Consider the following 26,650-nt stretch of genomic DNA (forward strand, 5'->3'; position numbering starts at 1 on the left):
GTACAGCAGTCACGGTGATTTAAGTCTGCCCTAATCACCACTCGGTCTTTCCGCACACTCCGGCTGACGCTCCGGGTTCGACCTGCAACGTGGCGTGATCGATGGAGAAGTCCTCGTGCAGCGCCGTCCGCGCGGCGGCCAGCACCCCGGCCGGGTCCACACCCGGGTCGGTGGTCAGGTGCGCCGAGGCCACCTCCATGCCCGAGGTGAGCGTCCAGACGTGCAGGTCGTGCACCTCGGCCACGCCGGGGACCGCGGCCAGCCGGTCGTGCACGGCGGTCACCTGGAGGTGCTCCGGCGCCGCCTGCACCAGGATGCGCACCGCGGCCCGGCCGAGCCGCCAGGTGCGCGGCAGGATGAACAGGCCGATCCCGACGGCGACCAGTGGGTCCGCCCACCACCAGTCGGTCACCGCGATGACCAGCGCGGCGGCGATCACGCCGAGCGAGCCGAGCAGGTCGCCGAGCACCTCCAGGTACGCGCCGCGCAGGTTGATGCTCTCCTTCGCCCCGGCGCGCAGCAGCGCGAAGGCGACGATGTTGGCGAGCAGGCCGAGCACCGCCACCACGAGCATCGGGCCGGCCAGCACCTCCGGCGGCTCGCCGAAGCGGCGTACCGCCTCGATCAGGACGTAGACCGCGACGGCGCCGAGCAGCACGGCGTTGGCGAGGGCGGCGAGCACCTCCAGCCGGTAGAGGCCGAACGTGCGCTGCGGGTCGGTGCCGGCGCGCCGGGTGGCGGTGATCGCCGCGAGGGCCATGCCGATGCCGAGCACGTCGGTGAACATGTGCCCGGCGTCGGAGAGCAGGGCGAGCGAGCCGGTGGTGAAGGCGGCCACCGCCTCGACCACCATCAGGACGGCGAGCAGCGCGAACGCGGCCCAGAGCCGGCCTGCGTGGCGGTGTGCCGCGTTGGCCACCGCGCTGCTGTGGTCATGACCTGCGCCCACGCCAACACCCTCCCTGCCGCGTACCGGCCGGGCCCAATGTATGCTCACATCGCTATGTATGCAAGTGAACTGTGGGTGGCGCGGGCGTGGCCCCTCACCCCACCGGGTCGAGCGTGGTGAGGCGCTGGGTCGCCCGGGACAGCGCCACGTAGAGCGTGCGCACGCCCGAGCCCGGATCGGCCCGGATCTCGCTCGGCGCCACCAGCACCACGCCGTCGTACTCCATGCCCTTGGCCTGGAGGCTGGTCACCACCTGGAGCCGGCCCGCGCCGAGCGCGCCCAGCCAGCCGGCCACCTCGTCCCGGCGCGGCACCGGCGTGATCACGCCGACGGTGCCCTCCACCTGGCCGAGCAGCGCCTCGGCCGCCTCGACGGTGGCCGCCGGCAGCTCGGCGGCGGGCACCGTGCGTTCCACCGGCGGAACGCCGGTGGACCGGACCGCGTCGGGCAGCGGCAGATCCGGGTAGAGCCGGCGGATCTCCGCCGCCGCCACCGCGAAGATCTCCGCCGAGTTGCGGTAGTTGGTGGTCAGCTCGTAGCGGTGCCGCTTGCGCCGGCCCAGCGCCTGGTCCCGGGCCCGGTCCAGCTCCTGCGGGTCGCCGGTCCAGGCGGTCTGCGCCGGGTCGCCGACCACCGTCCAGGACGCCAGCCGCCCGCGCCGGCCGATCATCCGCCACTGCATCGGCGAGACGTCCTGCGACTCGTCCACCACCACGTGCGCGTAGTCGCGGTAGTCGGCCGGACGCTCCCGGGCCGCCGCGCGGGCGGCGCGCTGCCGATCGGCGTACGTGCTCAGCTCGCGCACGCCACCGGCGAGCTGGTACGGGTCGCGCTTGGGCCGGGCCCGCTGCACCGGCTTGCCCAGCAGCGCGTCCAGCTCGTCCAGCAGCGCGATGTCCGCCACCGTCAGCCCGTCGGTCGCGAGCGTGCGGTACGCCTGCCCGAGCAACCGGATCTCGGCCGAGGAGAGGATCCCCCCGGCGTAGCGGCGCAGCCGGTCCGGGCGGGCCAGCCAGTCCAGCACGTGCCGGGGGTGCAGCCGGGGCCACCACGCCTTGAGGAACTCGCGGAACTCCGGCCGCTCGATGATCTCGTCCTCGAACGCGGGCTGCTCCGGCAGCCGTCCCACCCGCAGCGTGCGGGCCTGCGCGTAGAGCGCGGCGAGCACCGCGTCGAACGCCGCCCGGCGTACCTCGTTGCGGCGCGCGCCCCGGGCCAGCGTCCGGTCCCGGATCGCGTCCAGCGCGGGGCGCTCCAGGCGCAGCAGCTCACCCCGGTACAGCAGGCGCAGCTCGGCGGGGGAGTCCGGCACCGCGTCGCGGACCGCGCGTTCCAGCACCCGGCGCATCCGCAGCGAGCCCTTCACCGCCGCCACGTCCGGCGGGTCGGTCCGCGACGCGGACAGGCCGGGGAAGAGCGAGCCGAGCGAGTGCAGCGTGGCGGTCTCCTCGCCCAGTGAGGGCAGCACCGAGGCGATGTACTCGACGAACACGCCGGACGGGCCGACCACCAGGATGCCGCCGCCGGCGTACCGGGCCCGGTCGGAGTAGAGCAGGTACGCGGCCCGGTGCAACGCCACCGCCGTCTTGCCGGTCCCCGGGCCGCCGGAGACGATCGTGACGCCGTTGCCGGGGGAGCGGATCGCCTCGTCCTGCTCGCGCTGGATGGTGGCGACGATGTCGCGCATGCCCCGGCCGGTGGCCCGGGACAACGTGGCCAGCAGCGCTCCGTCACCGACCACCGCCATGTCCGGCGGCGCGGCCTCCGGGTCCAGCAGGTCGTCCTCGATCCGGGTGACCTTCTCCGAGGCCGACTGGATCGTGCGCCGGCGTACCACGCCGCGCGGCTCGGCGGGCGTGGCCTGGTAGAACGCGGCGGCGGCGGGCGCCCGCCAGTCCACCACCAGCGTCTCCGCGTCCACGCCCCGCACGCCGAGGCGGCCGACGTGCAGCACCTGCCCGGTACGCAGGTCCAGCCGCCCGAACACCAGCCCCTCGTGCTCGGCGTCCAGCACGTGCCGGCGCTGGGCGGCGTGGAAGACCATCGCATCCCGCTCGACCAGCGCGCCGAAGTTGCCGACCCGGGCCAGCCGGTAGCCCTCCCGCTCGGCGTCGGCCGCCGACCGGCGCAGTTCGGCCAGCCGGGCGTACACCCGGTCGAGGTGGCGCTGCTCGGCGGCGATCTCCCGGTCCAGCGTGGTCTGGTCGGTCAACGCGGATGCTCCTGTGGTCGGACGGCACGACGGGCTGAATGAGGGTACGGGCCCTCGGCAACCGCAGCGCCGGGGCATGCCGTCCGCGTGGCGTACGTCAGTGCCGTTCCGGAGCGGGAGACGCTCAGAGGCGGGCCGCCGGACGGCCGGTCAGCACCCGGTCCAGCACCCCGGCCACGGCGTCGTTCACCTGGTCCGGGCGCTCCATCATCAGCATGTGACCGGCGCCCGGGCAGACGGTCAGCTCCGTGGTGGGCAGCGCCGCCGCGATCGACTCGGCGCACGGCGGCGGGGTGAGCCGGTCCCGGTCCCCGACCAGCGCGGCGGCCGGCAGCCCGCCCAGCGCGGCGAGCGTCTCCAGCCGGTGCTGCGCCCCGATCGAGGCGCGGAACCCGCCGATCGAGCGCAGCGTGGCCCGGGCCACCGCCGAGGTGACCAGCCGGATGTCCGCGGGGTCGCAGCGGTCGCCGAACAGCATCCAGCGGATGCTCGGGCGCAGCGCGCGCAGCAGGGCGTGCGGTGGCCGCCAGCCGCCGCACCGGGCCAGCACCCCGGCGCCGGTGGTCTCGGCGAGCCGGATCAACCTCGTGATGCGGGGGGACAGGCCGTAGACGGTGTGCGTGTGCCCCTCGGCGGTGGTCGAGACGAAGACCAGCCCGGCGGTACGCGCCGCGAACCGGTCGGCGTGGCGGTGGGCGTACTCCATCACCGTCATTCCGCCCATCGAGTGCCCGACCAGCACGATCGGCCCGGACGGGGCGATCTCGTCGACCACGGTGGCGAGGTCGTCGCCGAGCTGGGCGAGCGTGGCGTCGCGCAGCGCCAGGCAGCTCGACCGGCCGTGGCCGCGCGCGTCGTAGGTGACCAGGCGGACCCGGTCGCCGAACCGTTCCCGCAGCTCGGCGACCTGACGGTGCCAGCTGCGGCCGTCGAGCGTCCAGCCGTGCAGCATCAGCACGGTGACCTCGGCGTCGACCGGCCCGGTGACCGTCACGTGCAGGCGTACGCCGTCCGGAAGCCGCAGTTCCATGTCGCCACCCCCGAGCCCGTCCGGTTTGCGTCCACCGGGTGTCCCGGCGGTGACACCGGCGTTACCCGTCATGACACCACGGCAACCGGGGCGGGGAGAAGATTCGCGTCCGGCCTATGGACGAGCCGGACGCACATCCACCGGCGATCCGCCACCGGTGAGGTGACGCTGCTGCCGCAGGAGCAGACGCGAAACCGCCCGCCGGGGTGATCCCGGCGGGCGGTCGCGGTGGTGCGGGTGAAGGGTGCTCAGCCCTCGAAGACGCCGGCCTCGACCAGGCGCTTCTCGGTGGCCTCCCAGCCGTGGTCCGGGTGGGCGGCGGCGAGGCCGTTGATCTCAGCCCGGATCTTGGCGGCGTGGCCGGCGGCGGCCAGCACCCGGATCTCCTCGACGAAGGCCTCGGAGTCGGTGCGCAGGTGCGCGGTCTTGCCGTTGGTCAGGTTGCGCACGTAGGCGTGCTTGCCGCCGTTGAGCGGGATCAGGTACTTGAACTCGCCCAGCACGCTGAGGGCGCCACCCTGGCCAGCCTGGCCGGCCCGGACTGACGCGCGCGCGGTCTTAGAGGTGTTGCTCGCCACGGAGGTACTCCTTGCAGACGTACGGTGGGGACGGAAAGCCGTCCGGGGGCTGTGCGAGTGACGCCCGGGTTGAGCGCCTGCCCGCGAAGATGTACGGCGGCACACAGAACCGCCCAGAGAACTGTACACGACCGCGACACCTGGCTGGTCGTCGCGGCGTCAGAGGGCACAACCGACTCCACCTCCCGGGTATTTCCCGCCGGCTGGGACCGGCGAATTTTCCGATTCGCTGGCGCACCACCAGTCACACGGGTCATCATGTGTGTCCAGGTACCACTCGGTAGGACGAGGTCGTAGGGGAAGACGCACCTCGGCTCACCGGGAGGTCACCGTGCCAACGCGTGGCGTCGTATACGTCCACTCGACCCCGCTCGCCGTGTGCTCGCACGTCGAGTGGGCGATCGCGCGCGTCCTCGCCGCGCCGGTCAACCTGCACTGGACGGCGCAGCCCGCCGATCCGGGCGCTCGTCGCGCCGAGTGCGGCTGGACCGGCAGCCCGGGGACCGGCGCGGAGCTGGCCGCTGCCCTCCGGCAGTGGCCCATGATCCGTTTCGAGGTCACCGAGGAACCCAGTCCCGGCGTCGACGGCGAGCGTTTCATGTACGTACCGGGCCGGGGCCTGTTCCGGGCCGCCGTCGGCGCGGCCGGTGACATCCAGCTCGGCGAGGACCGGCTGCGCAGCCTGATGGCCGCCGCGCGCAGCCCGGAGGCGCTCGCCCACGCGCTGGACAAGGCGCTGGGCACCGCCTGGGACGCCGAACTGGAGCCCTACCGTTACGCCGGCGACGGCGCCCCGGTGACGCTGCTCACCCGGGTCGGGTGACGGCGGCCGAGTTGCCCCGATACGGTGGGCCGCGTGTCGATTTCCCCGCGGCGCTCCGCCGTCGCGCTCGCCGCACTGACCGCGCTTCTCGTCTCCGGGTGCTCGGACGGGCCGGACCGGCCCCGTCCCACCCCGACGAGTCCGGCGCCGTCGTCGGCCGCGCCCGCGCCGAGCGAGTCGCCGGCCGCTGACCCGGCCGCCCGCGCCGCCGCGCTGGTCGGCACGCTGAGCGACGAGGACCTGGTCGGGCAGGTGCTGATGCCGTACGCCTACGGCAGCTCGGCCACCGAGGTCTCGGCCGGCTCGGCGGCCGGCAACCGCGCGCTGGCCGGCGTCGACACCCCCGCCGAGATGGTGGCGAAGTACCGGCTCGGCGGCGTCATCCTGGTCGGCTTCAGCGCCGACGACCCCACCTCCGGCAACCAGGCCACCACGAACGTCGACAACCCGAAGCAGGTCCGGGCGCTCACCGACGGGCTGCGCGCCGCCGCCGGCAAGCTGCCCGCCGGCGCCGCGCCGTTCCTGATCGGCACCGACCAGGAGTACGGCGTGGTCACCCGGATCACCGACGGCGTGACGCTGCTGCCCAGCCCGCTCGCGGCCGGCGCCGCCGGGAACCCGGCGCTGACCGAGGCCGCCTGGCGGGCCGCCGGGGCCGAGCTGGCCGCGATGGGCATCAACCTCGACTTCGCCCCGGTCGCCGACGTCCTCGTCACCCGCAGCACGGTGATCGGCTCCCGGTCCTTCGGCGCGGACCCGGCGACCGCGTCCCCCCAGGTGGCCGGCGCGGTACGCGGCCTGCAGGCCGAGGGCGTCGGCGCGGCGGTCAAGCACTTCCCCGGGCACGGCCTGAGCGCCGAGGACTCGCACACCGAGCTGCCCGTGATCAAGCAGTCCCGCGCCGACCTGGACCGGATCGCGTTCCCGCCGTTCCGGGCCGGGATCGGCGCCGGGGCCATGGCGGTGATGTCGGCCCACCTGGACGTCAAGGCGGTCGACCCGGGCACCCCCGCCACGTTCTCCCGCAAGCTGCTCACCGACGTGCTGCGCGGCCAGCTCGGCTTCCAGGGCGTGGTGATCACCGACGGGATGAACATGGCCCCGGCCAAGAAGTGGTCACCCGGTGAGGCGGCCGTGCGCGCGCTCAACGCCGGCAACGACCTCATCCTGATGACGCCGAACGTCACCCAGGCGTACGACGGGCTGCGCGCCGCGCTCAAGGACGGCTCGCTGCCCCGCGCCCGCCTGGTCGAGGCGGTCACCCGGGTGCTCACCATGAAGTTCCGGCTGGCCGGGCGGGACACGCCCGCGCTGTCCACGCTCGACGGCGCCGACCACCGCAAGGCCGCCGACGACCTGGCCACCGCCGCGGTGACTGTGCTGCGCGGCAAGTGCGGCGGCGCGGTGACCGGACCGGTCAGCGTGACCTCCTCCGGTGGCCGGGAGCGCACCCGCAAGCTGCTGACCGAGGCGCTCACCGCGGCCGGCGTCAAGGTGGTGCCCTCCGGCGGCACGGTGGTGCACCTGGTCGGGTACGGCGACGGCGCGAAGGACCTGCGCGCCGACGCCGCCGTGACGGTGGCGATGGACACGCCGTACGTGCTGTCCGGGGCGAAGTCCCCGACGCTGATGGCGACCTACTCGTCCACCCGGGCCTCGATGAACGGCCTGGCCGCGGTGCTCGCCGGCAAGGCCCGCCCGGGCGGCCGCTCCCCGGTGCCGGTCTCCGGCCTGCCCGCCACCGCCTGCCGCACCTGACCGCCGCCGCCGGTAACTCGGGTGCGGCCCGGGGCGGCCGGCTGGCAGGGTGGCGCCCATGGGAGAGGCAGCACAGGGATTCCGGTACGTCCAGCGCGCCGACGGCACGGTGGTGATCACGCATCACGGCCGGGTCGCGGGCACGCTTCGCGGCGGCCGGGCGGCGCAGTTCCTGGCCGAGGTCGACGACGATCCGCAGCTGGCCATGGCCCGGTGGACCGGCAACTACCGGCGGGGCAACGAGCGCACCGCCCGCCTACACCCCCGCAACCGCTGAGGTGTAAGGAAGGGCCCCCTGTTAACGCCTGCGGTAGAGGAAGGGCCCCTTGTTAACAGCAGCAGTCGCTGTTAAGAAGGGGCCCTTCCTTACGTCAGGGGCGGGTGAAGACCAGCGCCACGTTGTGTCCGCCGAAGCCGAACGCGTTGTTCAGCGCCGCCGGGATCTCCATGTGCCGCGCCTTGTGCGCGGCGACGTCCAGGGTGAGGCCCTCGTCCGGGTCGTCCAGGTTGATCGTCGGCGGGATCACGCCGTCCCGGATGGCCAGGATGGTGGCGATCGACTCCAGCGCGCCGGCCGCGCCGAGCAGGTGCCCGGTCATCGACTTGGTGGCGGTGAGCACCGGGTGGTCGCCGACCGCCTGGCGCAGCGCGCCGATCTCCAGCATGTCCCCGACCGGGGTCGAGGTGGCGTGTGCGTTGACGTGCACGATGTCGGTACGGGCCACGTCCGCGTCGGCGACCGCCCGGGCGATGGCCCGGATCGCGCCCTCGCCCTCGGCGTGCGGCTGCACGATGTCGTACGCGTCCGAGGTGATCCCCGCGCCGGCCAGGCGCGCGTACACCCGGGCGCCCCGGGCGGCGGCGTGGTCGGCGCGCTCCAGGATCACCACGCCCGCGCCCTCACCGAGGACGAAGCCGTCGCGACCGGAGTCCCACGGCCGGGAGGCCCGCTCCGGCTCGTCGTTGCGGGTCGACATGGCCCGCATCGAGCTGAAGCCGGCGATCGGCAGCGGGTGGATGACCGCCTCGGTGCCGCCGGCCACCACCACGTCGGCCCGGCCGGCGCGGATGATGTCCAGACCCAGCGCGATCGCCTCCGCGCCGGTCGCGCAGGCGCTGGCCACGGTGTGCACGCCGGCCTTGGCGCCCAGCTCCAGCCCGACCCAGGCGGCCGGACCGTTCGGCATCAGCATCGGGATGGTGTGCGGGGAGACCCGCCGGGGGCCCGACTTCTCCAGGATGTCGTCCTGGGCGAGCAGGGTGGTGGCGCCGCCGATGCCCGAGCCGACGCTGACCGCCAGGCGCTCCGGGTCCGGCCCGGCCTCGGCCAGCCCGGCGTCGGCCCACGCCTGCCGGGCGGCGATGATGGCGATGGCCTCCGAGCGGTCCAGCCGGCGCAGCTTCACCCGGTCCAGCACCTCGGACGGGTCCACCGCCAGCTGGGCGGCGATCCGGACGGGCAGGTCCGCCGCCCACTCCTGGGTGAGCGCACTCACCCCGGAGCGGCCGGCGAGCATGGCGTCCCAGGTCGACGCGACGTCCCCGCCGAGCGGGGTCGTCGCGCCGAGCCCGGTGACGACGACGTCGGGACGACTCATGATCAGGACTGCGCCTCGATGTAGCTGACCGCGTCACCGACCGTCTTGAGGTTCTGCACCTCGTTGTCCGGGATCTTGACGCCGAACTTCTCCTCGGCCGCCACCACGACCTCCACCATGGAGAGCGAGTCGACGTCGAGGTCGTCGGTGAAGGACTTCCCCTCGGCCACCTCGTCCGGGTTCACCCCGGCAACCTCTTCGAGGATCTCGGCGAGGCCGGCGGTGATCTCGTCACGGGTCATTACGGTTGGTTCCTCTCATCGGGGGTTACCGGTGACCGGCGTCGCCGGTCACGCGCCTCGGCGCGTTCGCGCCCGAGGGGGTCTCAGGGGCAGCGCACGACCTGACCGGCGTAGGTCAGGCCGCCGCCGAAGCCGAACAGCAGGACCGGGGCGCCCGAGGGCACCTCGCGCCGCTCGACCAGCTTCGACAGGGCCAGCGGGATGCTCGCCGCCGACGTGTTGCCGGACTCGACGATGTCCTTGGCGATGATCGCGTCCGGAATGTTCAGCCGCTTCGCGATGCCGTCGATGATCCGGCCGTTGGCCTGGTGCGGCACGAACGCGGCGAGCTCCGACGGGGCCACGCCGGCCCGCTCGCAGGCCTGCAGCGCGAGCGGGGCCAGCGCGGTGGTGGCCCAGCGGAACACCGACTGCCCCTCCTGCGCGATGTACGGCTGCCAGCCCTCGATGCGTACCGCGTCGCTCTTCTCCGGCGCGGAGCCCCAGACCACCGGCCCGATCCCGGCCGGCTCGTCGTCGGCGGTCGCGGTCACCACGGCCGCCCCGGCGCCGTCGGCGAAGATGATGCAGGTCGAGCGGTCGGTCCAGTCGGTGAAGTCGGAGAGCTTCTCGGCGCCGACGACGATCGCGTTGCGCGCCGCGCCGGCCCGGATCGCGTGGTCCACGGTGCCCAGCCCGTACGCGAAGCCGGAGCAGGCGGTGTTGAGGTCGTACGCGGCGGGCGCGGTGACGCCGAGCTTCGCCGCGACCCGGCAGGCCACGTTGGGACTGCGGTCCACCGACGAGCAGGTGGCCACCACGACCATGTCGATGTCGGCGGCGGTGAGGCCGGAGTTGGCGAGCGCCTTGCCGGCGGCGGCGGTGGCCATGTCGGCGACCGTCTCGTCGCCCGCGATCCGCCGGGTGGCGATGCCGACCCGGTCCCGGATCCATTCGTCGCTGGTGTCCACCATCTGCGCGATCTCGTCGTTCGTGACGACGCGGGAGGGCTGGTAGTGCCCCATCGCGACGATCCGGCTGCCGGCCATTTAGTGCGTTCCTCCGATGCGGACGAGGGGCTGGCCCGGGGCGACCGGGTCGTCGTGGTGCGCGAGCCACTCGGTGAGCAGCCCGTTGTCGTGTGCGGTCACCTCGACCGGCCCCTGCGCTCCGGTGACGTGGCCGAGGACCTGGCCGGCGCGTACCTCGGCGCCCACCGTCGCCTCGGCCGCCCGGGCGAGGCGGCCGGCGGCGGGGGAGACGACCATCCGGAACCACGGCGCGTACGGGCGGGCGGGACCGGCGTGCCGGGCGACCAGCCGCCGCGCGGCGGGCAGGTCGGCGGGGGTGTTCAGGGTGACGATCTCGGGCGCGCCCTCGCCCTTGAGTTCCCGCTTGACCAGTCCGGCGAGGGTGCCGGCGGGCGGCAGCTCGATCACGCCGGTGACCCCGAGGTCGGCCAGCGTACGCATGCACAGGTCCCAGCGGACCGGGGCGGTGACCTGCCGGACCAGCCGCTGCAGCGTCTCCGGGCCGTGCCCGACCGGCGCGCCGTCGAGGTTGGACAGCAGGATCCGGGCCGGGGCGGAGGCGGTGACACCGGCGGCGACGGCGGCCAGCGCGGCCTCGGCCGGCGCCATGTACGGCGTGTGGAACGCTCCGGCCACCTGGAGCCGGATGATCCGGGTGCGGGCCGGCGGTTCGGCGGCGAGCTTGTCCAGCCCGTCGATCGCGCCGGCGGCCACGATCTGACCGGCGCCGTTGCGGTTGGCCGGGTGCAGCCCGTGGGACTGGAGCGCGGCGAGCACCTCGTCCGGGTCACCGCCGAGCACCGCGGCCATCCCGGTCGGTTCCAGCGCGCAGGCCGCGGCCATCTCGTGTCCGCGTACGCCGGCGAGCGTCACGGCGGCCTCGGCCGGCAGTACCCCGGCCAGGGCGGCGGCGCCCAGCTCACCCACGCTGTGCCCGGCGACCAGCGCGACGTCGTGCATCGGCAGGTGCTCGGCGGCGAGCAGCGCGGCGGCGACCAGCAGCGGCTGGGTACGGGCGGTGTCCTTGATCTCGTCCGCGTCCGCCCGGGTGCCCAAATGGATCAGGTCCACCCCGGCCAGGGCCGACCACCAGCGCAGGCGCGCCTCGACACCGTCGAGGTCGAGCCACGGAGCGAGGAAGCCGGGCTTCTGCGAACCCTGTCCCGGAGAGAGTACGGCGAGCACGTGTACGACTCTGACGGATACTCGCGGGTCGCGCTGTAACGCACGGCACGAAACCGCACTAGAACCTTTGGAGGAAACCTACAAAAATCGGTGGGCGGTCATCGCCGGTCGGAGACCCCCGGTACCACCGGGTCGAGCCTACCCACAGTCAGCGCCACCTGCAGCGCGAAGGCGTCGCGCGGGGCCAGCGGCGAGAAGGCGGTCACCTCGGCGATCCGCTTCAGGCGGTAGCGCACGGTGTTCGGGTGCACGAAGAGCGCCCGGGCGGCGCTCTCCAGCGTGCCACCGGCGGCGAAGAACGCGTCCAGCGTCTCCAGCAGCTCGCCGCCGGAGCGGGCCAGTGCCGCGTACACGTCGTGGCGCAACCGGCGGCGGGCCTCGGTGTCGCCGGCCAGCGCCCGTTCCGGCAGCAACTCGTCCGCGGCGACCGGGCACGGCGCGGTCGGCCAGGCCGGCGCGGCCCGGAAGCCGGCCAGCGCGGCCCGCGCCGACTCGGTGGCCTCGTCCAGGCTGGGCACCGCCGGGCCGACCACCACCGGCCCCTCACCGAAGGCGGTACGCAGCTTCTCCGTGGCCGCCACCGGGTCGGCCGCCCCGCCCAGCACGATGACCAGCCGGTCGCCGTGCACGCCGCCGATCACCTCGACGCCGATCCGCCGGGCCTGCCGGTAGACGGTGTGCAGCACGGCGGCCACCTCGCCGCCGGGGGACCGGCCGACCGCCACCGCGACCGGTGGGGCGTCCGTCCAGCCGAGCGCGGCGGCCCGGCTGGCCAGCACGTCCGGGGAGTCGCCGCGCAGCAACGCGTCGACCAGGAGCGCCTGCAACCGGGCGTCCCAGGAGCCGCGGCTCTCGGCGGCCCGGGCGTAGACCCGCGCGGCGGCGAACGCGATCTCCCGGGAGAAGCGCAGCACCGCCTCCCGCAGCGACTGCTCCTCGCCCGGCACGGCCAGCTCCGACACCTGCTCCTCGACCACGTCGATGGTCACCTTGATCAGCGCCACGGTCTGCTGGAGGCTGATCGAGCGGGCCAGCGCCTGCGGCGCGGCGGCGAAGACCTCGTCCGACACCTCCTGGGTGCGGTCGGTGGCGCCGCCACCCTGGCGCAGCCACTGCACCAGTGACCGCACGCCGGCCTGGGCCACGAGCATGACCCAGGAGCGCTGGTCGGCGGGCAGGTCGCGGAACCAGGGCAGTGTCTCGTCCATCCGGGCCACGCTGGCGGTGGCCAGGCCGCCCGCCGCCCGTTCGATACGGCGCAGCGTCGCCGACGTCTCCGTGCCGCCCGGTTCGCTCACCGCACCAGCCTGACATGCGCTGAGCAGCGGTTCCACTCCGAGGTGGCGGCTTCGCCGTGGCGTGACGATCTCCACCGGTACGCGCTGGCGATCTTGTCCGGGTGGGCCAGTACGGTGTCAGGGCGCGCCCGGGCTGTTCCGGCGGGCGCGCGAGGGCGACGGTGAGGAGGCCGGGATGGCGCAGGGGGAGGCCGAGCACGGTTGCGCCCAGGGCGAGCCGTGCCGGCGTGGCCACGACCAGCCGGTCACGGCCACGCACCCGCGTCGGCCGTGCCTGCACCACCAGGGCGAGCAGGCCGTCGGCCGGGCCGCGGAGCGCGCCGAGGACGAGCCGGCGGTGCCCCGTCAGCGGGCCGTCGAGCCGGCGCATCTCGCGGACGAGGCGTCGCCGGAGCAGGGTTGTCGCAGCGATCTGGCGGGCTGGGCGGGCGCCCACCGCCACGGCGCGGTACGCCCGCGCAACCGTACGGTCCGCCGCGAGCGCCCGCCGCGTCGCTGGTGCTGACGCGGAGCCGGGCGGGTTGACGCCGACGCGGTGTCGGGCCGGGCTCAGCGGGTGCGGCGGCGCACCAGCAGCGCGATGCCGGCGAGCCCGGCGGTGATGACCAGCACGACGCCCACGTTGAGCAGCAGCAGCCGCTGGAGTTCGCCGAGGGCGGTGTCGAGTTCGCCCACCGGGTCGAGCGCCTCCTCCGGCAGTACCCGCTCGCCGCCGCCGATGCCACCGGCGAGCGTGTCGAACTGCGCCGGCAACGGCACGCCTACCGAGCGCAGCGTCTCCGGCATGTTGAGCCGCCCGAGGAACCAGCCCGCGCGGAGGTTGCTCCTGTCCGGCTGCTTCGCCGGCCGGTAGACCCGCGGGCCGCCCTTGGCCAGGGGAAAGAGGTCGTAGGTGCGCTGCGGACCGGCGGCGACGTGCACCACCACCGTGTACTTCGGACCGAGGTCCGCGGCGGCCGGGCCGCGCAGCTGGCCGGTCGCGCCCAGCCACTTGACCTGGTCGATCACCAGGTGGACGTCGGCCGACCGGCTGTCGGTGCGCAGCCGCAGCGGCTCGTCGAGCTTGTCGCCGGTGATGTCGACGCCGGTCGGGGCGGGCGCGGGCGTCGGTTTCGGGGCGGCGTGGGCCGCCGTCGCGCCGGTCAGAGCCAGTGTGCACGCGAGGGCCGCCATCGTCCCGGTCACGGCGATCAGCAGCCGTCTCACCTTCCGGATCATCGCCGCCTCCTCGCCCCGTTCGATGGCTGGCTTCCGCTGCAGTCACACTGGACCGGTGTCCACCACAAAGACTCCGCAGAACGGCGCTCGGTTGCAGCAGGTGGAAGAGTATTTGGAACTATTTGCGAGCTGAGACCGACCAACGAGCGGTCGATGATCATCGGCCGGATCTTACCCGGACGGAGGGAACCATGGGGGGCAGGGTCGCCCGTACGGCGCGCACCTGGCTGGTGGTGCTCGGGGTGGTGGCGGCGTTCGCGCTGCTGCCGGCCGCGCCGGCCGCCGCGCACAACTCGCTGACCGGCAGCGATCCGCGCGACGGGGCCCGGCTGGCCGCCGCGCCGGAGCGGATCGAGCTGCGGTTCCTGGCCACGCCGAAGGAAGCCACGACCGAGGTCACCGTCACCGGGCCGGACAACGTGGCCGCTGCCGGCGGCGCGCCGACCTTCTCCGGCAAGCGGGTGACCGTGCCGTTCCGGCCGGGCGCGGCCGGGCTCTACATCGTCACCTACCGGCTGGCCTCCGACGACGGCCATCCGATCAAGGGGGAGATCCGGTTCACCCTGACCACCGGCACCCCCGCCGAGGCGCCGTCGGCGAGCGCGCCGCCCACGAGTGCCGCGCCCGCCGCGCCTACCAGCGCGGCGCCGAGCCCGACCCCGGCCGCCGCCGAGGCGGACGACGGCGGGGGTACGGGCTGGCTGTGGGCGGCCGGCGCGGTGGTGGTGCTGGCCGCGCTGGGCGGCGGGCTGCTACTGCGCCGCCGGGCCGCCCGCCGCTGACGCCGGCCGGTCAGCGGGAGCCGGCTCGCGGGGAATACTCCGCGTGACGCGGCCGGCGCAACGATCGCCGAAAACGCATATGCCTCTGAGTCATAATCATGACTCAGAGGCATATCGCTCGACAGGGTCACCTTCTCCCGGCCACGACACGCCCGGGCCGTCGGCGGGCCTGCCGCTCAGACCAGGCGTACGCGGGCGGCGCGCAGCCGGGTCAGCGTACGGTCGCGGCCGAGCACCTCCAGCGACTCGAACAGCGGCAGCCCGACGGTGCGGCCGGTGACCGCGACCCGTACCGGCGCCTGCGCCTTGCCCAGCTTCAGCCCGCGCTCCGCGCCGACCGCCTCCAGCGTGGCCTTGAGCGACTCCGCGTCCCAGGACTCCAGCGCCTCGAACGCGACGATCGCCGCGTCCAGCAGGTCGGCCGCGCCCTCCTTCATCGCCTTCGCCCACGCCGCCTCGTCGATCAGCGGGTCGGCCAGGAAGAGGAAGTCGACGTTCGGCACGATCTCGCTGAGCACCGCGATCCGGGTCTGCGCCAGCGGAGCCACCGCCGCGAACGCGGCCGGGTCGAACTCCTCGGGCTGCCACGGCGGCGGGGCGATGGTGTCGGTGCCGGTGAGCCACGGCTGGCAGGCGGCGACGAAGTCCTCCACCGGCAGCGCCCGGATGTAGTCGCCGTTGAACGCGCGCAGCTTCTTCTCGTCGAAGAACGCCGGGGACGGGTTGACCTCGTCCAGCCGGAACTCCTCCTCGATCACCGACCAGGGCACGATCTCCCGGTCGCCCGACGGCGCCCAGCCCAGCAGCATCAGGTAGTTGCGCATCGCGTCGGCGAGGTAGCCCTCGTCCCGGTACGCCTCCAGCGCGACCTTGTCCCGCCGCTTGGACAGCTTCTGCCGCTTCTCGTTCACCACCACCGGCACGTGCGCCCAGATCGGCGGCTTGACCCCGAGCGCGTCCCACAGCAGCTGCTGCTTCGGGGTGTTCGGCAGGTGCTCCTCGGCCCGGATCACGTGGGTGATCCCCATCGACATGTCGTCCACGACGTTGGCCAGCAGGAACACCGGGGAGCCGTCGCCGCGGGCGATGACGAAGTCCTCGATCAGCTTGTTCTCGAACGTCGGCTCGCCGCGCACCAGGTCGACCACCACGGTCTCGCCCTCGTCCGGCGTACGGAAGCGCAGCGCCCGGCCCTCGCCCGGCCCCAGGCCGCGGTCGCGGCAGAAGCCGTCGTAGCCGCGCTGCTGCGGCCCGGTACGCGCCTGCACGTCCTCGCGGGTGCAGTCGCAGTAGTAGGCCCGGCCGCCCTCGTACAGCCGCTGCGCGGCGGCCCGGTGCTCACCGGCGTACGAGGACTGGAAGTACGGACCCTCGTAGCTGCCCCGCGCGATGCCGATCCACTCCAGCGCGGACAGGATGCCCTCGGTCCACTCGGGCTTGTTGCGGGCCGCGTCGGTGTCCTCGATGCGCAGCACGAACACCCCGCCCTGCTGCTTGGCGAAGATCCAGTTCTGCAGCGCCGAGCGGGCGCCGCCGACGTGGAACATACCGGTCGGGGAGGGGGCGAAGCGTACACGTACCGTCACGTCCCCCAGCCTACGGCGGGCCGCCACCGAGAAAGGAAGGGCCCCTTCTTAACGCCTCCGGAGGTGAAGGGGCCCCTTCTTAACAAGCGCGGCAGCCGGCGGGCGTCACGGCACGGAGCGGATCTTCACGACCAGCGCGCTGCCCAGCACGGTGACCGCCGCGGTGACCGCGTACAGCGTCGGGTAGCCGCCGAGGTGCACCACGATCGGCGCGGACAGCGCCGGGCCGAGCACCTGCGGCGCCGAGTTGGCAATGTTGATCACGCCGAGGTCCTTGGCCCGGTCGGTGGCGGCGGGCAGCACCTGCGTGATCAGCGCGGCGTCCACCGACAGGTAGACGCCGTACCCGGCGCCGAGCAGCAGCGCCGCGACGATCGCCATCGGCCAGGTGGGTGCCACCGCCAGTAGCGTCGCCGCCACCGCCATGATCAGCCCGGAGGCGATCACGAAGACCTTGCGCCGGCCGGAGCGGTCGGACATGCGCCCGGCGGTCACGGCGGTCAGCATCATGCCGACCGTGTAGAGCAGGATCAGGATCAGCAGCGAGCCCTCGGGGTCGGCCACCCGTACCCCGTCGGTGAGGAAGTAGAGCAGGTAGAGCGTGCCGAGCGCGTTGCCGGTCTGCACCAGGAACCTGGTGAACCACGCCCAGGCGAAGTCGGGGTGGCGGCGCGGGCTGATCCACATCGAGGAGAACAGCGAGCGCAGCCGCAGCGGCGAGCGGTGCTCCCGGGGCAGGTGGTCGTCCTGGGTCAGCAGCGCGAACGGCAGCGACAGCAGCAGCACGGCGAGCGCGATCGCGGCGTACCCGGCGGCGTTGCCGGTCACCACGGCCGTCACCAGCACCGCGCCCAGCACCAGGCCCAGCGCCTGCGGGATGCCCACCCAGCCGGACACGCCGCCACGCTGCGCCACCGGCACCCGATCGGGGATCGCCGCGGTGAGGCTGGCCAGCATCGCGTTGAAGCAGACCTGCGCGGCCACCCAGGCCACCGCCACCCCGGCGATCGTGTTCTGCCGGGCCAGCAGCACCAGGGCGAGCGCGCCGATCACCGCGCCGAACGCGGTCCAGACGTGCCGGCGGCCGAAGTGGCGGTTGGCCAGCCGCAGCGAGGTGCGGTCGGACAGCGCGCCGGCGAGCGGGTTCGCCAGCACCGCGGCGAGCGCGCCGATGCCGGTGACCACCGCCAGCATCGCCTCCTTGTCGGCCGGCGCGATCCGTTCCACCTGCTGCGGCAACAGCACCTGGATCGGGGTGAAGAACGCCATCCAGACGCCCAGGTTGGCCGCGAAGATCAGCGCGATCCAGCTCCGCCGTACCGGCACCGTCGGTTCGGCGAGCGCCGCCGGCAGCGAGGCCGGCGTCGGGTTCACAGTGGTCACCGCCGGACCAGGTCCCGGAACCAGGCGTACGACGACTTCGGCGTCCGCCGCTGCGTGTCGAAGTCGACGTGCACCAGGCCGAACCGCTTGGTGAAGCCCTCGGCCCACTCCCAGTTGTCCAGCAGCGACCAGACGAAGTACCCGGTCACCGGCACGCCCTCGGCCATCGCCCCGCGCACCGCGCGGACGTGCCCGTCCAGGTACGCGATCCGCTCCGGGTCGTGCACCCGGCCGTCGGCGTCCGGCGCGTCGTCGTACGCGCAGCCGCTCTCGGTGATCTGGATCGGCGGCAGCGCGTCGCCGTACCGCCGGTGCAGTTGGAGCAGCAGGTCGCGCAGGCCGTCCGGGGCCACCGGCCAGTCGAACGCGGTACGCGGGTAGCCCTCCAGCGGCACGATGTCGAACGGCAGCGGCGAGCCCGCCTCGGGCGCCCGGATGGCGGTCGGGTTGTAGTAGTTGACCCCCAGCACGTCGATCGGCGCGGCCAGCACGTCCAGGTCGCCGTCCCGGATCACCGCCGGGTCGAGGCCGGGAGCGTCCGGGTAGCCGCGCCCGAGCAGCGGATCGGTGAACAGGAGGTTGTGCAGCGCGTCGTACGCCGCGGCGGCGGCCCGGTCCGCGTCGGTGTCGCCGGCGACCCGCACCGGGGAGTAGTTGTTGGCGATCGCCACCGGGGACGTGGTGCGGGCGCGCAGCGCGGAGACCGCGAGACCGTGCCCGAGAAGCTGGTGGTGGGCCACCGGGAAGGCGTCGAACAGCAGCATCCGGCCGGGGGCGTGCACGCCCATGCCGTAGCCCATGCTCATGTGGATGAACGGCTCGTTGAGCGTGATCCAGAGCTTCACCCGGTCGCCGAGCCGGGCGGCGGCCAGGTCGGCGTACTCGGCGAAGCGCGCGGCGGTGTCCCGGTTCAGCCAGCCGCCGGCGTCCTCCAGCGGCTGCGGCAGGTCCCAGTGGAACAGCGTGGCGACCGGGTCCACCCCGGCGGCGAGCAGGCCGTCCACCAGCCGGTCGTAGAAGTCCAGCCCGGCGGCATTGGCCGGGCCCGTGCCGTCCGGCTGGATCCGGGGCCAGGCGAGCGAGAACCGGTACGCGGACACCCCCAGCCCGGCCAGCAGCGCGGTGTCCTCGGCGTACCTGTGGAAGTGGTCGCAGGCCCGGTCGCCGGTGCTGGCGTCGGCGACCCGGCCCGGCTCGTGCGCGAACGTGTCCCAGATGGATGGACCGCGACCGTCGGCAGTGGTCGCGCCCTCGATCTGGTACGCGGAGGTGGAGACCCCCCAGCGGAAGCCGGCGGGGAACTCGGGCATCGGCGCGGTCGTCAAGGCACCCCTCCAAGACATGAAGCGTGCTCGCGACTCTAGGGCTCGGCGGACCGCCGCGCCATAGGCCGAGATGACTGGGTGGCGCAAGGGAGTTCGGCGTGTCTTTTCCGAACCCGTCCGCTTAAGTCCGATTTACACATAGAGTGCCAAATATCGCGGATGTGATTTAAGTGGGGGAAAGATACTCATGATCCTCGTGGAACGAAGCGCGCACGTGGCGGCGCCGGTGGATGTGGTCTGGGACGTGGTGCAGCGCGCCGAGCAGCTGCCGGCCTGGCTGGCGGGAGTCCGCGCGGCCGAGGTCCTGTCCGGGGAGGGATTCGGGCGGCGGCAGCTGGTCCAGGCCGGACGCGGCGCCGCGCACGAGGCCGAGGTGATCGCCTTCCAGGAGCCGACCCTGATCGGCTGGCGCGAACGCGCGAAGGGTGCCGGCGCCCGAGCCGAGGCGCGCACCGAGATCTACGTCCAGCTGACCCCGGACGAGGAGGCCGGCGGCACCGTCGTACGGCTGATCGTCGTGCGGTGGCCCGCCGGACCCGTCAAGGCGGCCCTGCTCCGGCTCGGCCTGCGCCGGGTCGGCGCCGACCTGGAGGACTCGCTGGCCCGGCTGACCGACCTGGCCGCCGTCGGCTGACCGAGCCCAGTCCCGGCGTCGCCCGCGATGGTGACGGCCCGGCGTTCCCGCCAGGGACGCCGGGCCGTCGTTCTACCCGAGGTGTGAAGAAGGGGCCCCTCCTCTACCGGAGGCGTTAAGAAGGGGCCCTTCCTTTCAGCTGTCGCCGCCGGTCTCGCCGACCGGGGCGGCGTTGACGTCGTCCAGCGCGTACTTGCGGGCCGCGTCGGCCGGCACGTGCGCCGGCACCACACCGCGCAGCGCGAGCTGGCGCAGCGTGGCCACCGCCACCGACTCGGCGTCCACGTGGAAGTGGCGGCGCAGCGCGTGCCGGGTGTCCGACATGCCGAACCCGTCGGTGCCGAGCGAGGTGTAGTCGCCGGGTACCCAGCGGGCGATCAGGTCCGGTACCGCGCGCATCCAGTCGCTGACCGCGACCTTCGGCCCGTCGGCGTCGGCCAGCTTCCGCGCGATGTACGGCACCCGCGGCTCCTCGCCCGGGTTGAGCAGGTTGTGCTCCTCGCACTGGACCGCGTCGCGGCGCAGCTCGGTCCAGGACGTCACCGACCACACGTCGGCGGCCACGCCCCAGTCCTCGGCGAGCAGCTGCTGGGCCTTGAGCGCCCACTGCATGCCGGTGCCGGACGCGAGGATGTTCGCCTTCGGCGCGTCGTCGCCGACCTGCGGCGCGGGGGAGTAGCGGTGGATGCCCTTGACGATGCCCTCGACGTCCACGCCCTCCGGCTCGGCCGGCTGGAAGATCGGCTCGTTGTAGACGGTGAGGTAGTAGAAGATGTTCTCCTGCGCCTCGCCGTACATCCGGTGCAGGCCGTTCTCCACGATGTGCGCCAGCTCGAAGGCGAACGCCGCGTCGTAGGAGACCACCGCCGGGTTGGTGGCGGCGAGCAGCAGCGAGTGGCCGTCCTCGTGCTGCAGGCCCTCACCGTTGAGCGTGGTCCGGCCGGCGGTCGCGCCGAGCACGAAGCCCCGCGCCATCTGGTCCGCCGCCGCCCAGAACCCGTCGCCGGTGCGCTGGAAGCCGAACATCGAGTAGAAGATGTACAGCGGGATCATCGGCTCGCCGTGCGTCGCGTACGCCGTGCCGGCGGCGGTGAACGAGGCCACCGAGCCGGCCTCGTTGATCCCCTCGTGCAGGATCTGGCCGGTGGTCGACTCCTTGTAGGACAGGAACAGGTCCCGGTCGACGGCGGTGTAACGCTGGCCGTGCGGCGAGTAGATCTTCTGCGTCGGGAACAGCGAGTCCATACCGAACGTACGGGCCTCGTCCGGGATGATCGGCACCCAGCGCTTGCCGAACTCCTTGTCCTTCATGATGTCCTTGAGCAGGCGGACGAACGCCATCGTGGTGGCGACCTTCTGCTTGCCCGACCCGCGCTTGACGTCGGAGAACCGCTCGCTGCCCGGGATGGCCAGCGTCTTGCGGGCGGTGCTGCGGGTGGGCAGGTAGCCGCCGAGCTGCTGACGCCGGTCCTTCAGGTAGGTGATCTCGTCCGACTTCTCGCCCGGCGTGTAGTACGGCGGGAGGTACGGGTTCTCCTCCAGCTGCTTGTCCGGGATGTCCAGGTAGAGGCGGTCGCGGAAGAGCTTCAGGTCCTCCAGCGTCAGCTTCTTCATCTGGTGCGTGGCGTTGCGGCCCTCGAAGTGCGAGCCGAGCGTCCAGCCCTTGATCGTCTTGGCGAGGATCACCGTCGGCTGGCCGGTGTGCTCCATCGCCGCCTTGTAGGCCGCGTAGAGCTTGCGGTAGTCGTGGCCACCCCGCTTGAGGTTCCAGATCTCGTCGTCGGACAGGTGCTCGACCATCTTGCGGGTCCGCGGGTCGCGGCCGAAGAAGTGCTCCCGCACGTACGCCCCGGACTCCGCCTTGTAGGTCTGGTAGTCACCGTCGGGCGTGGTGTTCATCAGGTTGACCAGCGCGCCGTCGGTGTCCGCGGCGAGCAGCGGGTCCCACTCCCGGCCCCAGACGACCTTGATGACGTTCCAGCCGGCGCCCCGGAAGAACGCCTCCAGCTCCTGCATGATCTTGCCGTTGCCGCGGACCGGTCCGTCCAGGCGCTGCAGGTTGCAGTTGATCACGAAGGTGAGGTTGTCCAGCTCCTCGCGGGCGGCCACGCCGATCGCGCCGAGCGACTCGACCTCGTCCATCTCGCCGTCGCCGAGGAACGCCCAGACGTGCTGCTGGGAGGTGTCCTTGATGCCCCGGTGCTGCAGGTAGCGGTTGAACCGCGCCTGGTAGATGGCGTTCAGCGGCCCGAGACCCATGGAGACGGTCGGGAACTCCCAGAAGTCCGGCATCAGCCGCGGGTGCGGGTACGACGGCAGCCCGCCACCGGGGTGCGACAGCTCCTGCCGGAACCCGTCGAGCTGGTTCTCGCTGAGCCGGCCCTCCAGGAACGCCCGCGCGTACATGCCGGGGGAGGCGTGGCCCTGGTAGAAGATCTGGTCGCCGCCGCCCGGGTGGTTCTTGCCCCGGAAGAAGTGGTTGAAGCCCACCTCGTAGAGCGACGCGGAGCTGGCGAACGTGGAGATGTGGCCACCGACGCCGATCTCCGGGCGCTGCGCCCGGTGCACCAGCATCGCGGCGTTCCACCTGATGTACGCCCGCAGCCGCCGCTCGACGTGCTCGTCACCCGGGAACCACGGTTCGCGCTCCGGCGGGATCGTGTTGATGTAGTCGGTGGTGGTCAGGGACGGCACCCCGACCTGCCGCTCGCGGGCCCGCTCCAGCAGGCGCAGCATGACGTACCGGGCTCGCTTTGTCCCGCGCTCGTCGATGACACCGTCGAGCGACTCGACCCATTCGCTGGTCTCTTCAGGGTCGATGTCCGGAAGCTGGCTCGGCAGACCAGCGGTGATCACCGGGCGCTTGCGTTCCGTAGCCACAGGCGTTCCCTCGGTTTCGTGTGGGATAGGTCTCTAGCGCCATCCTGCCCCCTGGTGGCGCGTGCCGTCACCTCTCCCACCCTCAGACGCGACGCTGAACACAGGTACCCATCAGTAACTTTGCGCGATCACCGGATGCGCTATCGGCGGGCGGGGCGAGGAACCGGGCGCTGCGGCAGAATGCGCCGTATGCGCAGTGAGGTGATCACCGTCCGGACCGGCTCCCGGCCGACCGTCCGGGACATCACGAGCGAGGCCGAACGGTTCGTGTCCGGCGCCGGCGACGGCCTGCTGCACGTCTTCGTCCCGCACGCCACCGCCGGGCTGGCGATCATCGAGACCGGCGCCGGATCCGACGACGACCTGCTGCGGGCCCTGGACGACCTGCTTCCCACCGACGACAGGTGGCGGCACCGGCACGGCTCGCCCGGGCACGGACGCGACCACGTGCTGCCGGCGTTCGTGCCGCCGTACGCGACGCTGCCGGTGCTCGACGGGCGGATCCAGCTCGGCACCTGGCAGTCGATCTGCCTGGTCGACACCAACGGCGACAACCCCGACCGCCAGGTGCGCTTCTCGTTCCTGCCCGGCTGAACGGCGGCGCAGATAGTGGAGTACGTCAATTGTTGACTGGTCACGTACAATCGACTGATGGCGCACTCCACTGTCTCCGCTGAGCAGCCCGGTCCGGGTGACCGGCCGGGCCTGGCCGGGGACACCGTGCGCCGGATCCTGCACGTCGCCGCCGCGCTGCGCCACCACCAGGACGAGGCGTTCGCCGACCTGGGGCTCACTCCGGCGGCCGCCCGCGCGCTGCACCAACTGGACCCGGACCGCCCGCTGCCGGCCCGTGACCTCGCCGAGCAGCTCGGCTGCGACAGGTCGAACGTCACCGGCCTGGCCGACCGGCTGGAGCGGGCCGGGCTGGTGGAACGACGCACCGACCCGGCCGACCGGCGGCAGAAGGCGCTCGTGGTCACCGAGCGCGGCCGGGAGGTCCGCGAGCGGGTCGCCCACGTCATGTCCGACCCCCGGCTGCTCGACGACCTGAGCACCGCCGAACTGGCCGCGCTACGTGAACTCGTCTTCAAGGTCTCCGACGGCGGCTGTCCGGAGGAGTGCGGCGAGGTCTGAGCCACGCCGGGCGGAACGTGTCCGACTGGGCGCGGCGGGCCCGAGTCGGTAATGCTGTCCGACGTGACCACCCCGCACGATCTCGACGACCGGCTCCGGGCCGAACTGGCCGCGCTCGGGGCGCCCGAGAAGCGGCGCGACCTGGGCGAGCGACTGCCCGACGGCGGGCCGCTGTCCGGGGCGCAGGCGCTGGCCCTGTTCGACGCGCAACTGACCAGCCGGCTGCTCGACCTGGCCGGGCAGTGGCTGCACGGCTTCGGTGAGGGGTACCACACCATCGAGTCGGCGGGGCACGAGGGCAACGCCGCCGTGGCCGCCGCGCTGCGGCCGACCGACCCCGCGCTGCTGCACCACCGCTCCGGGGCGTTCTACTGCCTGCGCGCCGCCCAGGCCGCCGGCGCCTTCCCCACCGCCCCGCCGCCGCCCGTCCCGCCGACACCCGCCCCGGAGGCCGATCCCGACGCCGCCGTGGACGCCTCGCCCGATGCTGGTCCCGGCACCGCCGCCGGCTCGCCCAGGGCTGCTCCGCCGGCTGCCGCCGGCTCGCCCGGCAGCGCCGTTGACGGCTCGCCCGCCGCCGACGGCTCGCCCGGCACCGCTGCCCGCGCCGAGGTTCACGGCTCGTCCGGTGCCGTCCCCGGCACCTCGAGCGGTGTCTCGCCCGACGAGCCGGCCGCATCCTCCGCGCAGCGGGCCACCCCCGCCTCGTCGGCTGTCGCCCCCGCCTCGTCGGCTGTCGCCCCCGCACCGTCTGCTGTCATCCCGGCCCCGTCGGCCACCCCGGCCCCGGCGGCCGCCCCGGCCCTGCCGGCCGCCGTGCACGAATCGCACGACCTGCCCGCCCAGCGCGGCACCGGCCAGGATGCGCACATCAATCCCACCTCCCAGGAGCAACGTTCCACCTTCCGGGAACCGGAGAGATCTTGGAACGAAAGTGCCCCTATAGGGGCCGTTTCGTACCAAGATCTCGAACGGCCGGGGGCGGCGGGTGAGGCGGGCAGCCTTCCGGCGGGAGCGCCCGCGATCGTGGTGGACGCGGACGGTGACGCGACTGTCGGCGTACCCGATCTGCCACAGCCCGCGCCCGACGACGCGTTCGCGGCGGCGGCGCGCGACGTGCTGCGCGGCATTGTCGCGTCCGTGGAGGAACCGGCCGCCGGCGGCCGGCAGAAGCTCTTCGGCCGCGCCGACCTCGCGGTCGTGCCGACCGCCGCGAACGCCGGCTCGCACCTGCCCCGCGCGGTCGGCCTGGGGCTGGCGCTGGAGCGGCTGCGCCGGGGCGCCCGGCCCGCGGACGGCGAGCCGGAAGCGGCGGCCTGGCCCGCGGACTCCGTGGTGGTCTGCTCCTTCGGCGACGCCTCGGTCAACCACGCCACCGTCACCGCCGCGCTCAACACCGCCGGCTGGTACGACCACACCGGCCTGCGTATCCCGGTGTTGTTCGTCTGCGAGGACAGCGGTGGCTCCGCCGACGGGTGGGTGGCGACGACGCTGCGGTCCCGGCCCGGCATCCGCTACTTCGCGGCCGACGGCACGGACGTGGCCGAGAGCTACCGGGTGGCGGCGGAGGCGGCGGCCTGGGTGCGCCGGCACCGCCGGCCCGCCGTGCTGCACCTGGGCGCGGTCCGGCTGATGGGCCAGGGTGACGCGGCCCGCGACCCGCTGCTGGCCACCGCGCGGCTGCTGGTCACCTCCGGGTACGCCGGGGGCGAGGAGCTGCTCAGCCGGTACGACGAGCGGGGCTGGCAGCTGCGCCGCATCGCCGAGGAGGCGCTGGACGAGCCGAAACTGGCGTCCGCTGTCGACGTCGTGCGGGAGCTGGCGCCGCGGCGGCCGGTCCGGGTGGCCCGGGCGGTGGCCGAGGCGGCGGAGCGGGCGGCCGGGCCGGGCGCCGGGGCGCGGGCGGAGGCGTTCGGCGGCAAACCGCCGGAGCTGACCGGGCGGCTGACGCTGGCGCAGAGCATCAACGCGGCGCTCGCCGACGGCATGCTCGACCACCCTCGGATGGCGGTGTTCGGCCGGGACGTGGCCGCCGGCGGCGGGGCGCACGGGGTGACCGAGGGGCTGCGGGACCGGTTCGGGGCGGCCCGGGTGTTCGACACGCCACGGGACGAGACCTCGATCCTCGGGCTCGGGCTGGGTGCCGGCCTGGCCGGGATGCTGCCGGTGCCGGAGATCCGGTACCTGGCGTATCTGCACAGCGCCGAGGATCAGCTGCGCGGCGAGGCGGCCACCATGCGGTTCTTCTCCCGGGGCGCGTTCCGCAACCCGATGGTGGTGCGGGTGGCCGCCCTGGCGGGTGAGGACGGGCTCGGCGGCCACGCGCGCAACGACAACTCGGTGGCGGTGCTGCGGGACGTGCCGGGGCTCGTGGTCGCCGTGCCGGCGCGGCCGGACGACGCCGCGCCGATGCTGCGTACGTGCCTGGCCGCGGCCCGGGTGGACGGCAGCGTCTGCGTCTTCCTGGAGCCGGCCGCGCTCTATGACGCCCGTGACCTCTACGCCGACGGCGACGGCGAGTGGACGGCCGAGTACGCCGAGCCGGGCGCCTGGGCGGACCGGCACGTGCCGATCGGGCGGGCCCGCGTCTACGGGATCGGCTCGGCCGAGGACCTCACCATCATCACCTTCGGTAGCGGGGTGCGGATGTCGCTGCGCGCGGCGGCCACCCTCGCCGCGGAGGGCGTGGGCAGCCGGGTGGTGGATCTGCGCTGGCTGGCCCCGCTGCCGATGGCCGACATCATCCGGGAGGCCTCGGCGACCGGCCGGGTGCTGGTGGTGGACGAGACGCGACGCTCCGGCGGGGTGGGCGAGGGCGTGGTGTCCGCGCTCGTCGACACCGGGTACGTCGGCGCCGCGCGCCGTGTGGCCGGACTTGACTCGTTTGTACCATTAGGTCCGGCCGCTCGTCAGGTTCTGGTCTCCGAGGAAGCCATCACCCAGGGTGCCCGTACGCTGCTGGCACGGTAAATTCCGTTCCACCCGGTGCGCCACTTGCGCGGCGAGCCGCAACTGTGTGGACTGG

23 protein-coding genes are annotated in these 26,650 nt (G+C 73.6%); 9 read left to right on the plus strand and 14 right to left on the minus strand.

Features of this window, described 5'->3' with window-relative positions; genetic code table 11:
* Positions 1-34 precede the first annotated feature (34 nt).
* From A4R25_RS24560 to A4R25_RS24575, 4 genes are all read right to left on the minus strand, one after another.
* On the minus strand, positions 35-949 hold the full coding sequence (locus tag A4R25_RS24560; RefSeq protein WP_043329179.1) for a cation diffusion facilitator family transporter: 915 nt from the start codon (positions 947-949) through the stop codon (positions 35-37).
* Positions 950-1,043: 94 nt separating this feature from the next.
* Positions 1,044-3,161 (minus strand): AAA family ATPase, encoded by a 2,118-nt coding sequence (locus A4R25_RS24565; protein ID WP_064448226.1) that lies wholly within the window; start codon positions 3,159-3,161, stop codon positions 1,044-1,046.
* A gap of 124 nt (positions 3,162-3,285) precedes the next feature.
* Entirely contained in the window at positions 3,286-4,191 is a 906-nt protein-coding gene (locus tag A4R25_RS24570) for an alpha/beta fold hydrolase (protein WP_064448227.1), read from the minus strand.
* A 248-nt stretch (positions 4,192-4,439) separates the two neighbouring features.
* Positions 4,440-4,769: a hypothetical protein gene (locus A4R25_RS24575; protein WP_043329183.1), complete on the minus strand. Its 330-nt coding sequence runs from the start codon at positions 4,767-4,769 to the stop codon at positions 4,440-4,442.
* Positions 4,770-5,100: 331 nt separating this feature from the next.
* Between A4R25_RS24575 and A4R25_RS24580 the strand changes: the two genes are divergently transcribed.
* From A4R25_RS24580 to A4R25_RS24590, 3 genes are read left to right on the plus strand one after another with little or no spacing between them, the layout of a single operon-like run.
* Positions 5,101-5,592 carry a DUF3145 domain-containing protein gene (locus A4R25_RS24580; protein ID WP_013287841.1) on the plus strand — a complete coding sequence of 164 codons (492 nt, stop codon included), beginning with the start codon at positions 5,101-5,103 and terminating at the stop codon, positions 5,590-5,592.
* A 33-nt stretch (positions 5,593-5,625) separates the two neighbouring features.
* Positions 5,626-7,350: a glycoside hydrolase family 3 protein gene (locus A4R25_RS24585; RefSeq protein WP_064448228.1), complete on the plus strand. Its 1,725-nt coding sequence runs from the start codon at positions 5,626-5,628 to the stop codon at positions 7,348-7,350.
* 58 nt (positions 7,351-7,408) lie between these two features.
* On the plus strand, positions 7,409-7,627 hold the full coding sequence (locus A4R25_RS24590) for a hypothetical protein (RefSeq protein ID WP_064448229.1): 219 nt from the start codon (positions 7,409-7,411) through the stop codon (positions 7,625-7,627).
* Positions 7,628-7,721: 94 nt separating this feature from the next.
* Here the strand turns inward: A4R25_RS24590 and fabF are convergent, their stop codons facing one another.
* The 5 genes from fabF to A4R25_RS24615 form a co-directional block, all read right to left on the minus strand.
* Positions 7,722-8,948, minus strand: a complete 1,227-nt coding sequence (fabF, locus tag A4R25_RS24595) for a beta-ketoacyl-ACP synthase II (RefSeq protein WP_030503633.1) — start codon at positions 8,946-8,948, stop codon at positions 7,722-7,724.
* A gap of 2 nt (positions 8,949-8,950) precedes the next feature.
* Positions 8,951-9,190: an acyl carrier protein gene (locus A4R25_RS24600; RefSeq protein WP_064448230.1), complete on the minus strand. Its 240-nt coding sequence runs from the start codon at positions 9,188-9,190 to the stop codon at positions 8,951-8,953.
* 83 nt (positions 9,191-9,273) lie between these two features.
* Complete coding sequence (locus A4R25_RS24605) at positions 9,274-10,218, minus strand: beta-ketoacyl-ACP synthase III (protein ID WP_043329189.1); 945 nt, start codon at positions 10,216-10,218, stop codon at positions 9,274-9,276.
* Positions 10,219-11,385 carry an acyltransferase domain-containing protein gene (locus A4R25_RS24610; RefSeq protein ID WP_064448231.1) on the minus strand — a complete coding sequence of 389 codons (1,167 nt, stop codon included), beginning with the start codon at positions 11,383-11,385 and terminating at the stop codon, positions 10,219-10,221.
* A 98-nt stretch (positions 11,386-11,483) separates the two neighbouring features.
* Entirely contained in the window at positions 11,484-12,758 is a 1,275-nt protein-coding gene (locus A4R25_RS24615) for a CdaR family transcriptional regulator (RefSeq protein ID WP_274479170.1), read from the minus strand.
* A gap of 100 nt (positions 12,759-12,858) precedes the next feature.
* Here A4R25_RS24615 and A4R25_RS24620 point away from each other — a divergent pair, with 100 nt between their 5' ends.
* Positions 12,859-13,188 (plus strand): hypothetical protein, encoded by a 330-nt coding sequence (locus A4R25_RS24620; protein WP_043329196.1) that lies wholly within the window; start codon positions 12,859-12,861, stop codon positions 13,186-13,188.
* A 44-nt stretch (positions 13,189-13,232) separates the two neighbouring features.
* Here the strand turns inward: A4R25_RS24620 and A4R25_RS24625 are convergent, their stop codons facing one another.
* Complete coding sequence (locus A4R25_RS24625) at positions 13,233-13,901, minus strand: hypothetical protein (protein ID WP_064448232.1); 669 nt, start codon at positions 13,899-13,901, stop codon at positions 13,233-13,235.
* A gap of 191 nt (positions 13,902-14,092) precedes the next feature.
* Here A4R25_RS24625 and A4R25_RS24630 point away from each other — a divergent pair, with 191 nt between their 5' ends.
* Positions 14,093-14,683: a copper resistance CopC family protein gene (locus tag A4R25_RS24630; protein ID WP_064448233.1), complete on the plus strand. Its 591-nt coding sequence runs from the start codon at positions 14,093-14,095 to the stop codon at positions 14,681-14,683.
* Between the two features lie 176 nt (positions 14,684-14,859).
* Here the strand turns inward: A4R25_RS24630 and gltX are convergent, their stop codons facing one another.
* The 3 genes from gltX to A4R25_RS24645 form a co-directional block, all read right to left on the minus strand.
* Complete coding sequence (gltX, locus tag A4R25_RS24635) at positions 14,860-16,269, minus strand: glutamate--tRNA ligase (protein ID WP_082931128.1); 1,410 nt, start codon at positions 16,267-16,269, stop codon at positions 14,860-14,862.
* 105 nt (positions 16,270-16,374) lie between these two features.
* On the minus strand, positions 16,375-17,652 hold the full coding sequence (locus A4R25_RS24640; protein ID WP_064448234.1) for an MFS transporter: 1,278 nt from the start codon (positions 17,650-17,652) through the stop codon (positions 16,375-16,377).
* On the minus strand, positions 17,649-18,962 hold the full coding sequence (locus tag A4R25_RS24645; RefSeq protein ID WP_064448235.1) for a GH1 family beta-glucosidase: 1,314 nt from the start codon (positions 18,960-18,962) through the stop codon (positions 17,649-17,651). Before A4R25_RS24645 ends, A4R25_RS24640 begins: the two co-directional genes overlap by 4 nt.
* A 202-nt stretch (positions 18,963-19,164) precedes the next feature.
* Here A4R25_RS24645 and A4R25_RS24650 point away from each other — a divergent pair, with 202 nt between their 5' ends.
* Positions 19,165-19,611: an SRPBCC domain-containing protein gene (locus A4R25_RS24650; RefSeq protein WP_030503643.1), complete on the plus strand. Its 447-nt coding sequence runs from the start codon at positions 19,165-19,167 to the stop codon at positions 19,609-19,611.
* A 135-nt stretch (positions 19,612-19,746) separates the two neighbouring features.
* Here A4R25_RS24650 and aceE read toward each other — a convergent pair whose 3' ends face one another.
* Complete coding sequence (gene aceE / locus A4R25_RS24655; protein ID WP_043329212.1) at positions 19,747-22,491, minus strand: pyruvate dehydrogenase (acetyl-transferring), homodimeric type; 2,745 nt, start codon at positions 22,489-22,491, stop codon at positions 19,747-19,749.
* Between the two features lie 189 nt (positions 22,492-22,680).
* Here aceE and A4R25_RS24660 point away from each other — a divergent pair, with 189 nt between their 5' ends.
* From A4R25_RS24660 to A4R25_RS31910, 3 genes are all read left to right on the plus strand, one after another.
* Positions 22,681-23,085, plus strand: coding sequence for a secondary thiamine-phosphate synthase enzyme YjbQ (locus A4R25_RS24660; RefSeq protein ID WP_197494962.1), 405 nt, complete (start codon positions 22,681-22,683; stop codon positions 23,083-23,085).
* A 57-nt stretch (positions 23,086-23,142) separates the two neighbouring features.
* On the plus strand, positions 23,143-23,625 hold the full coding sequence (locus A4R25_RS24665) for a MarR family winged helix-turn-helix transcriptional regulator (protein WP_064448237.1): 483 nt from the start codon (positions 23,143-23,145) through the stop codon (positions 23,623-23,625).
* A gap of 63 nt (positions 23,626-23,688) precedes the next feature.
* Entirely contained in the window at positions 23,689-26,595 is a 2,907-nt protein-coding gene (locus A4R25_RS31910) for a transketolase C-terminal domain-containing protein (protein ID WP_231915622.1), read from the plus strand.
* Positions 26,596-26,650: the final 55 nt, after the last annotated feature.

Source organism: Micromonospora sp. NBRC 110037 (assembly GCF_001652995.1).
Classification (GTDB): domain Bacteria; phylum Actinomycetota; class Actinomycetes; order Mycobacteriales; family Micromonosporaceae; genus Micromonospora; species Micromonospora chalcea.

Coding starts and splice junctions, on each gene's coding strand:
- A4R25_RS24570 (WP_064448227.1), bottom strand. CDS start 4,191: ATGGAACTGCGGCTTCCGGACGGCGTACGCCTGCACGTGACGGTCACC.
- A4R25_RS24620 (WP_043329196.1), top strand. CDS start 12,859: ATGGCGCAGGGGGAGGCCGAGCACGGTTGCGCCCAGGGCGAGCCGTGC.
- A4R25_RS24630 (WP_064448233.1), top strand. CDS start 14,093: ATGGGGGGCAGGGTCGCCCGTACGGCGCGCACCTGGCTGGTGGTGCTC.
- A4R25_RS24605 (WP_043329189.1), bottom strand. CDS start 10,218: ATGGCCGGCAGCCGGATCGTCGCGATGGGGCACTACCAGCCCTCCCGC.
- A4R25_RS24665 (WP_064448237.1), top strand. CDS start 23,143: ATGGCGCACTCCACTGTCTCCGCTGAGCAGCCCGGTCCGGGTGACCGG.
- A4R25_RS24660 (WP_197494962.1), top strand. CDS start 22,681: ATGCGCAGTGAGGTGATCACCGTCCGGACCGGCTCCCGGCCGACCGTC.
- A4R25_RS24600 (WP_064448230.1), bottom strand. CDS start 9,190: ATGACCCGTGACGAGATCACCGCCGGCCTCGCCGAGATCCTCGAAGAG.
- A4R25_RS24625 (WP_064448232.1), bottom strand. CDS start 13,901: ATGATCCGGAAGGTGAGACGGCTGCTGATCGCCGTGACCGGGACGATG.
- A4R25_RS24590 (WP_064448229.1), top strand. CDS start 7,409: ATGGGAGAGGCAGCACAGGGATTCCGGTACGTCCAGCGCGCCGACGGC.
- fabF (WP_030503633.1), bottom strand. CDS start 8,948: ATGAGTCGTCCCGACGTCGTCGTCACCGGGCTCGGCGCGACGACCCCG.
- A4R25_RS24650 (WP_030503643.1), top strand. CDS start 19,165: ATGATCCTCGTGGAACGAAGCGCGCACGTGGCGGCGCCGGTGGATGTG.
- A4R25_RS24645 (WP_064448235.1), bottom strand. CDS start 18,962: ATGCCCGAGTTCCCCGCCGGCTTCCGCTGGGGGGTCTCCACCTCCGCG.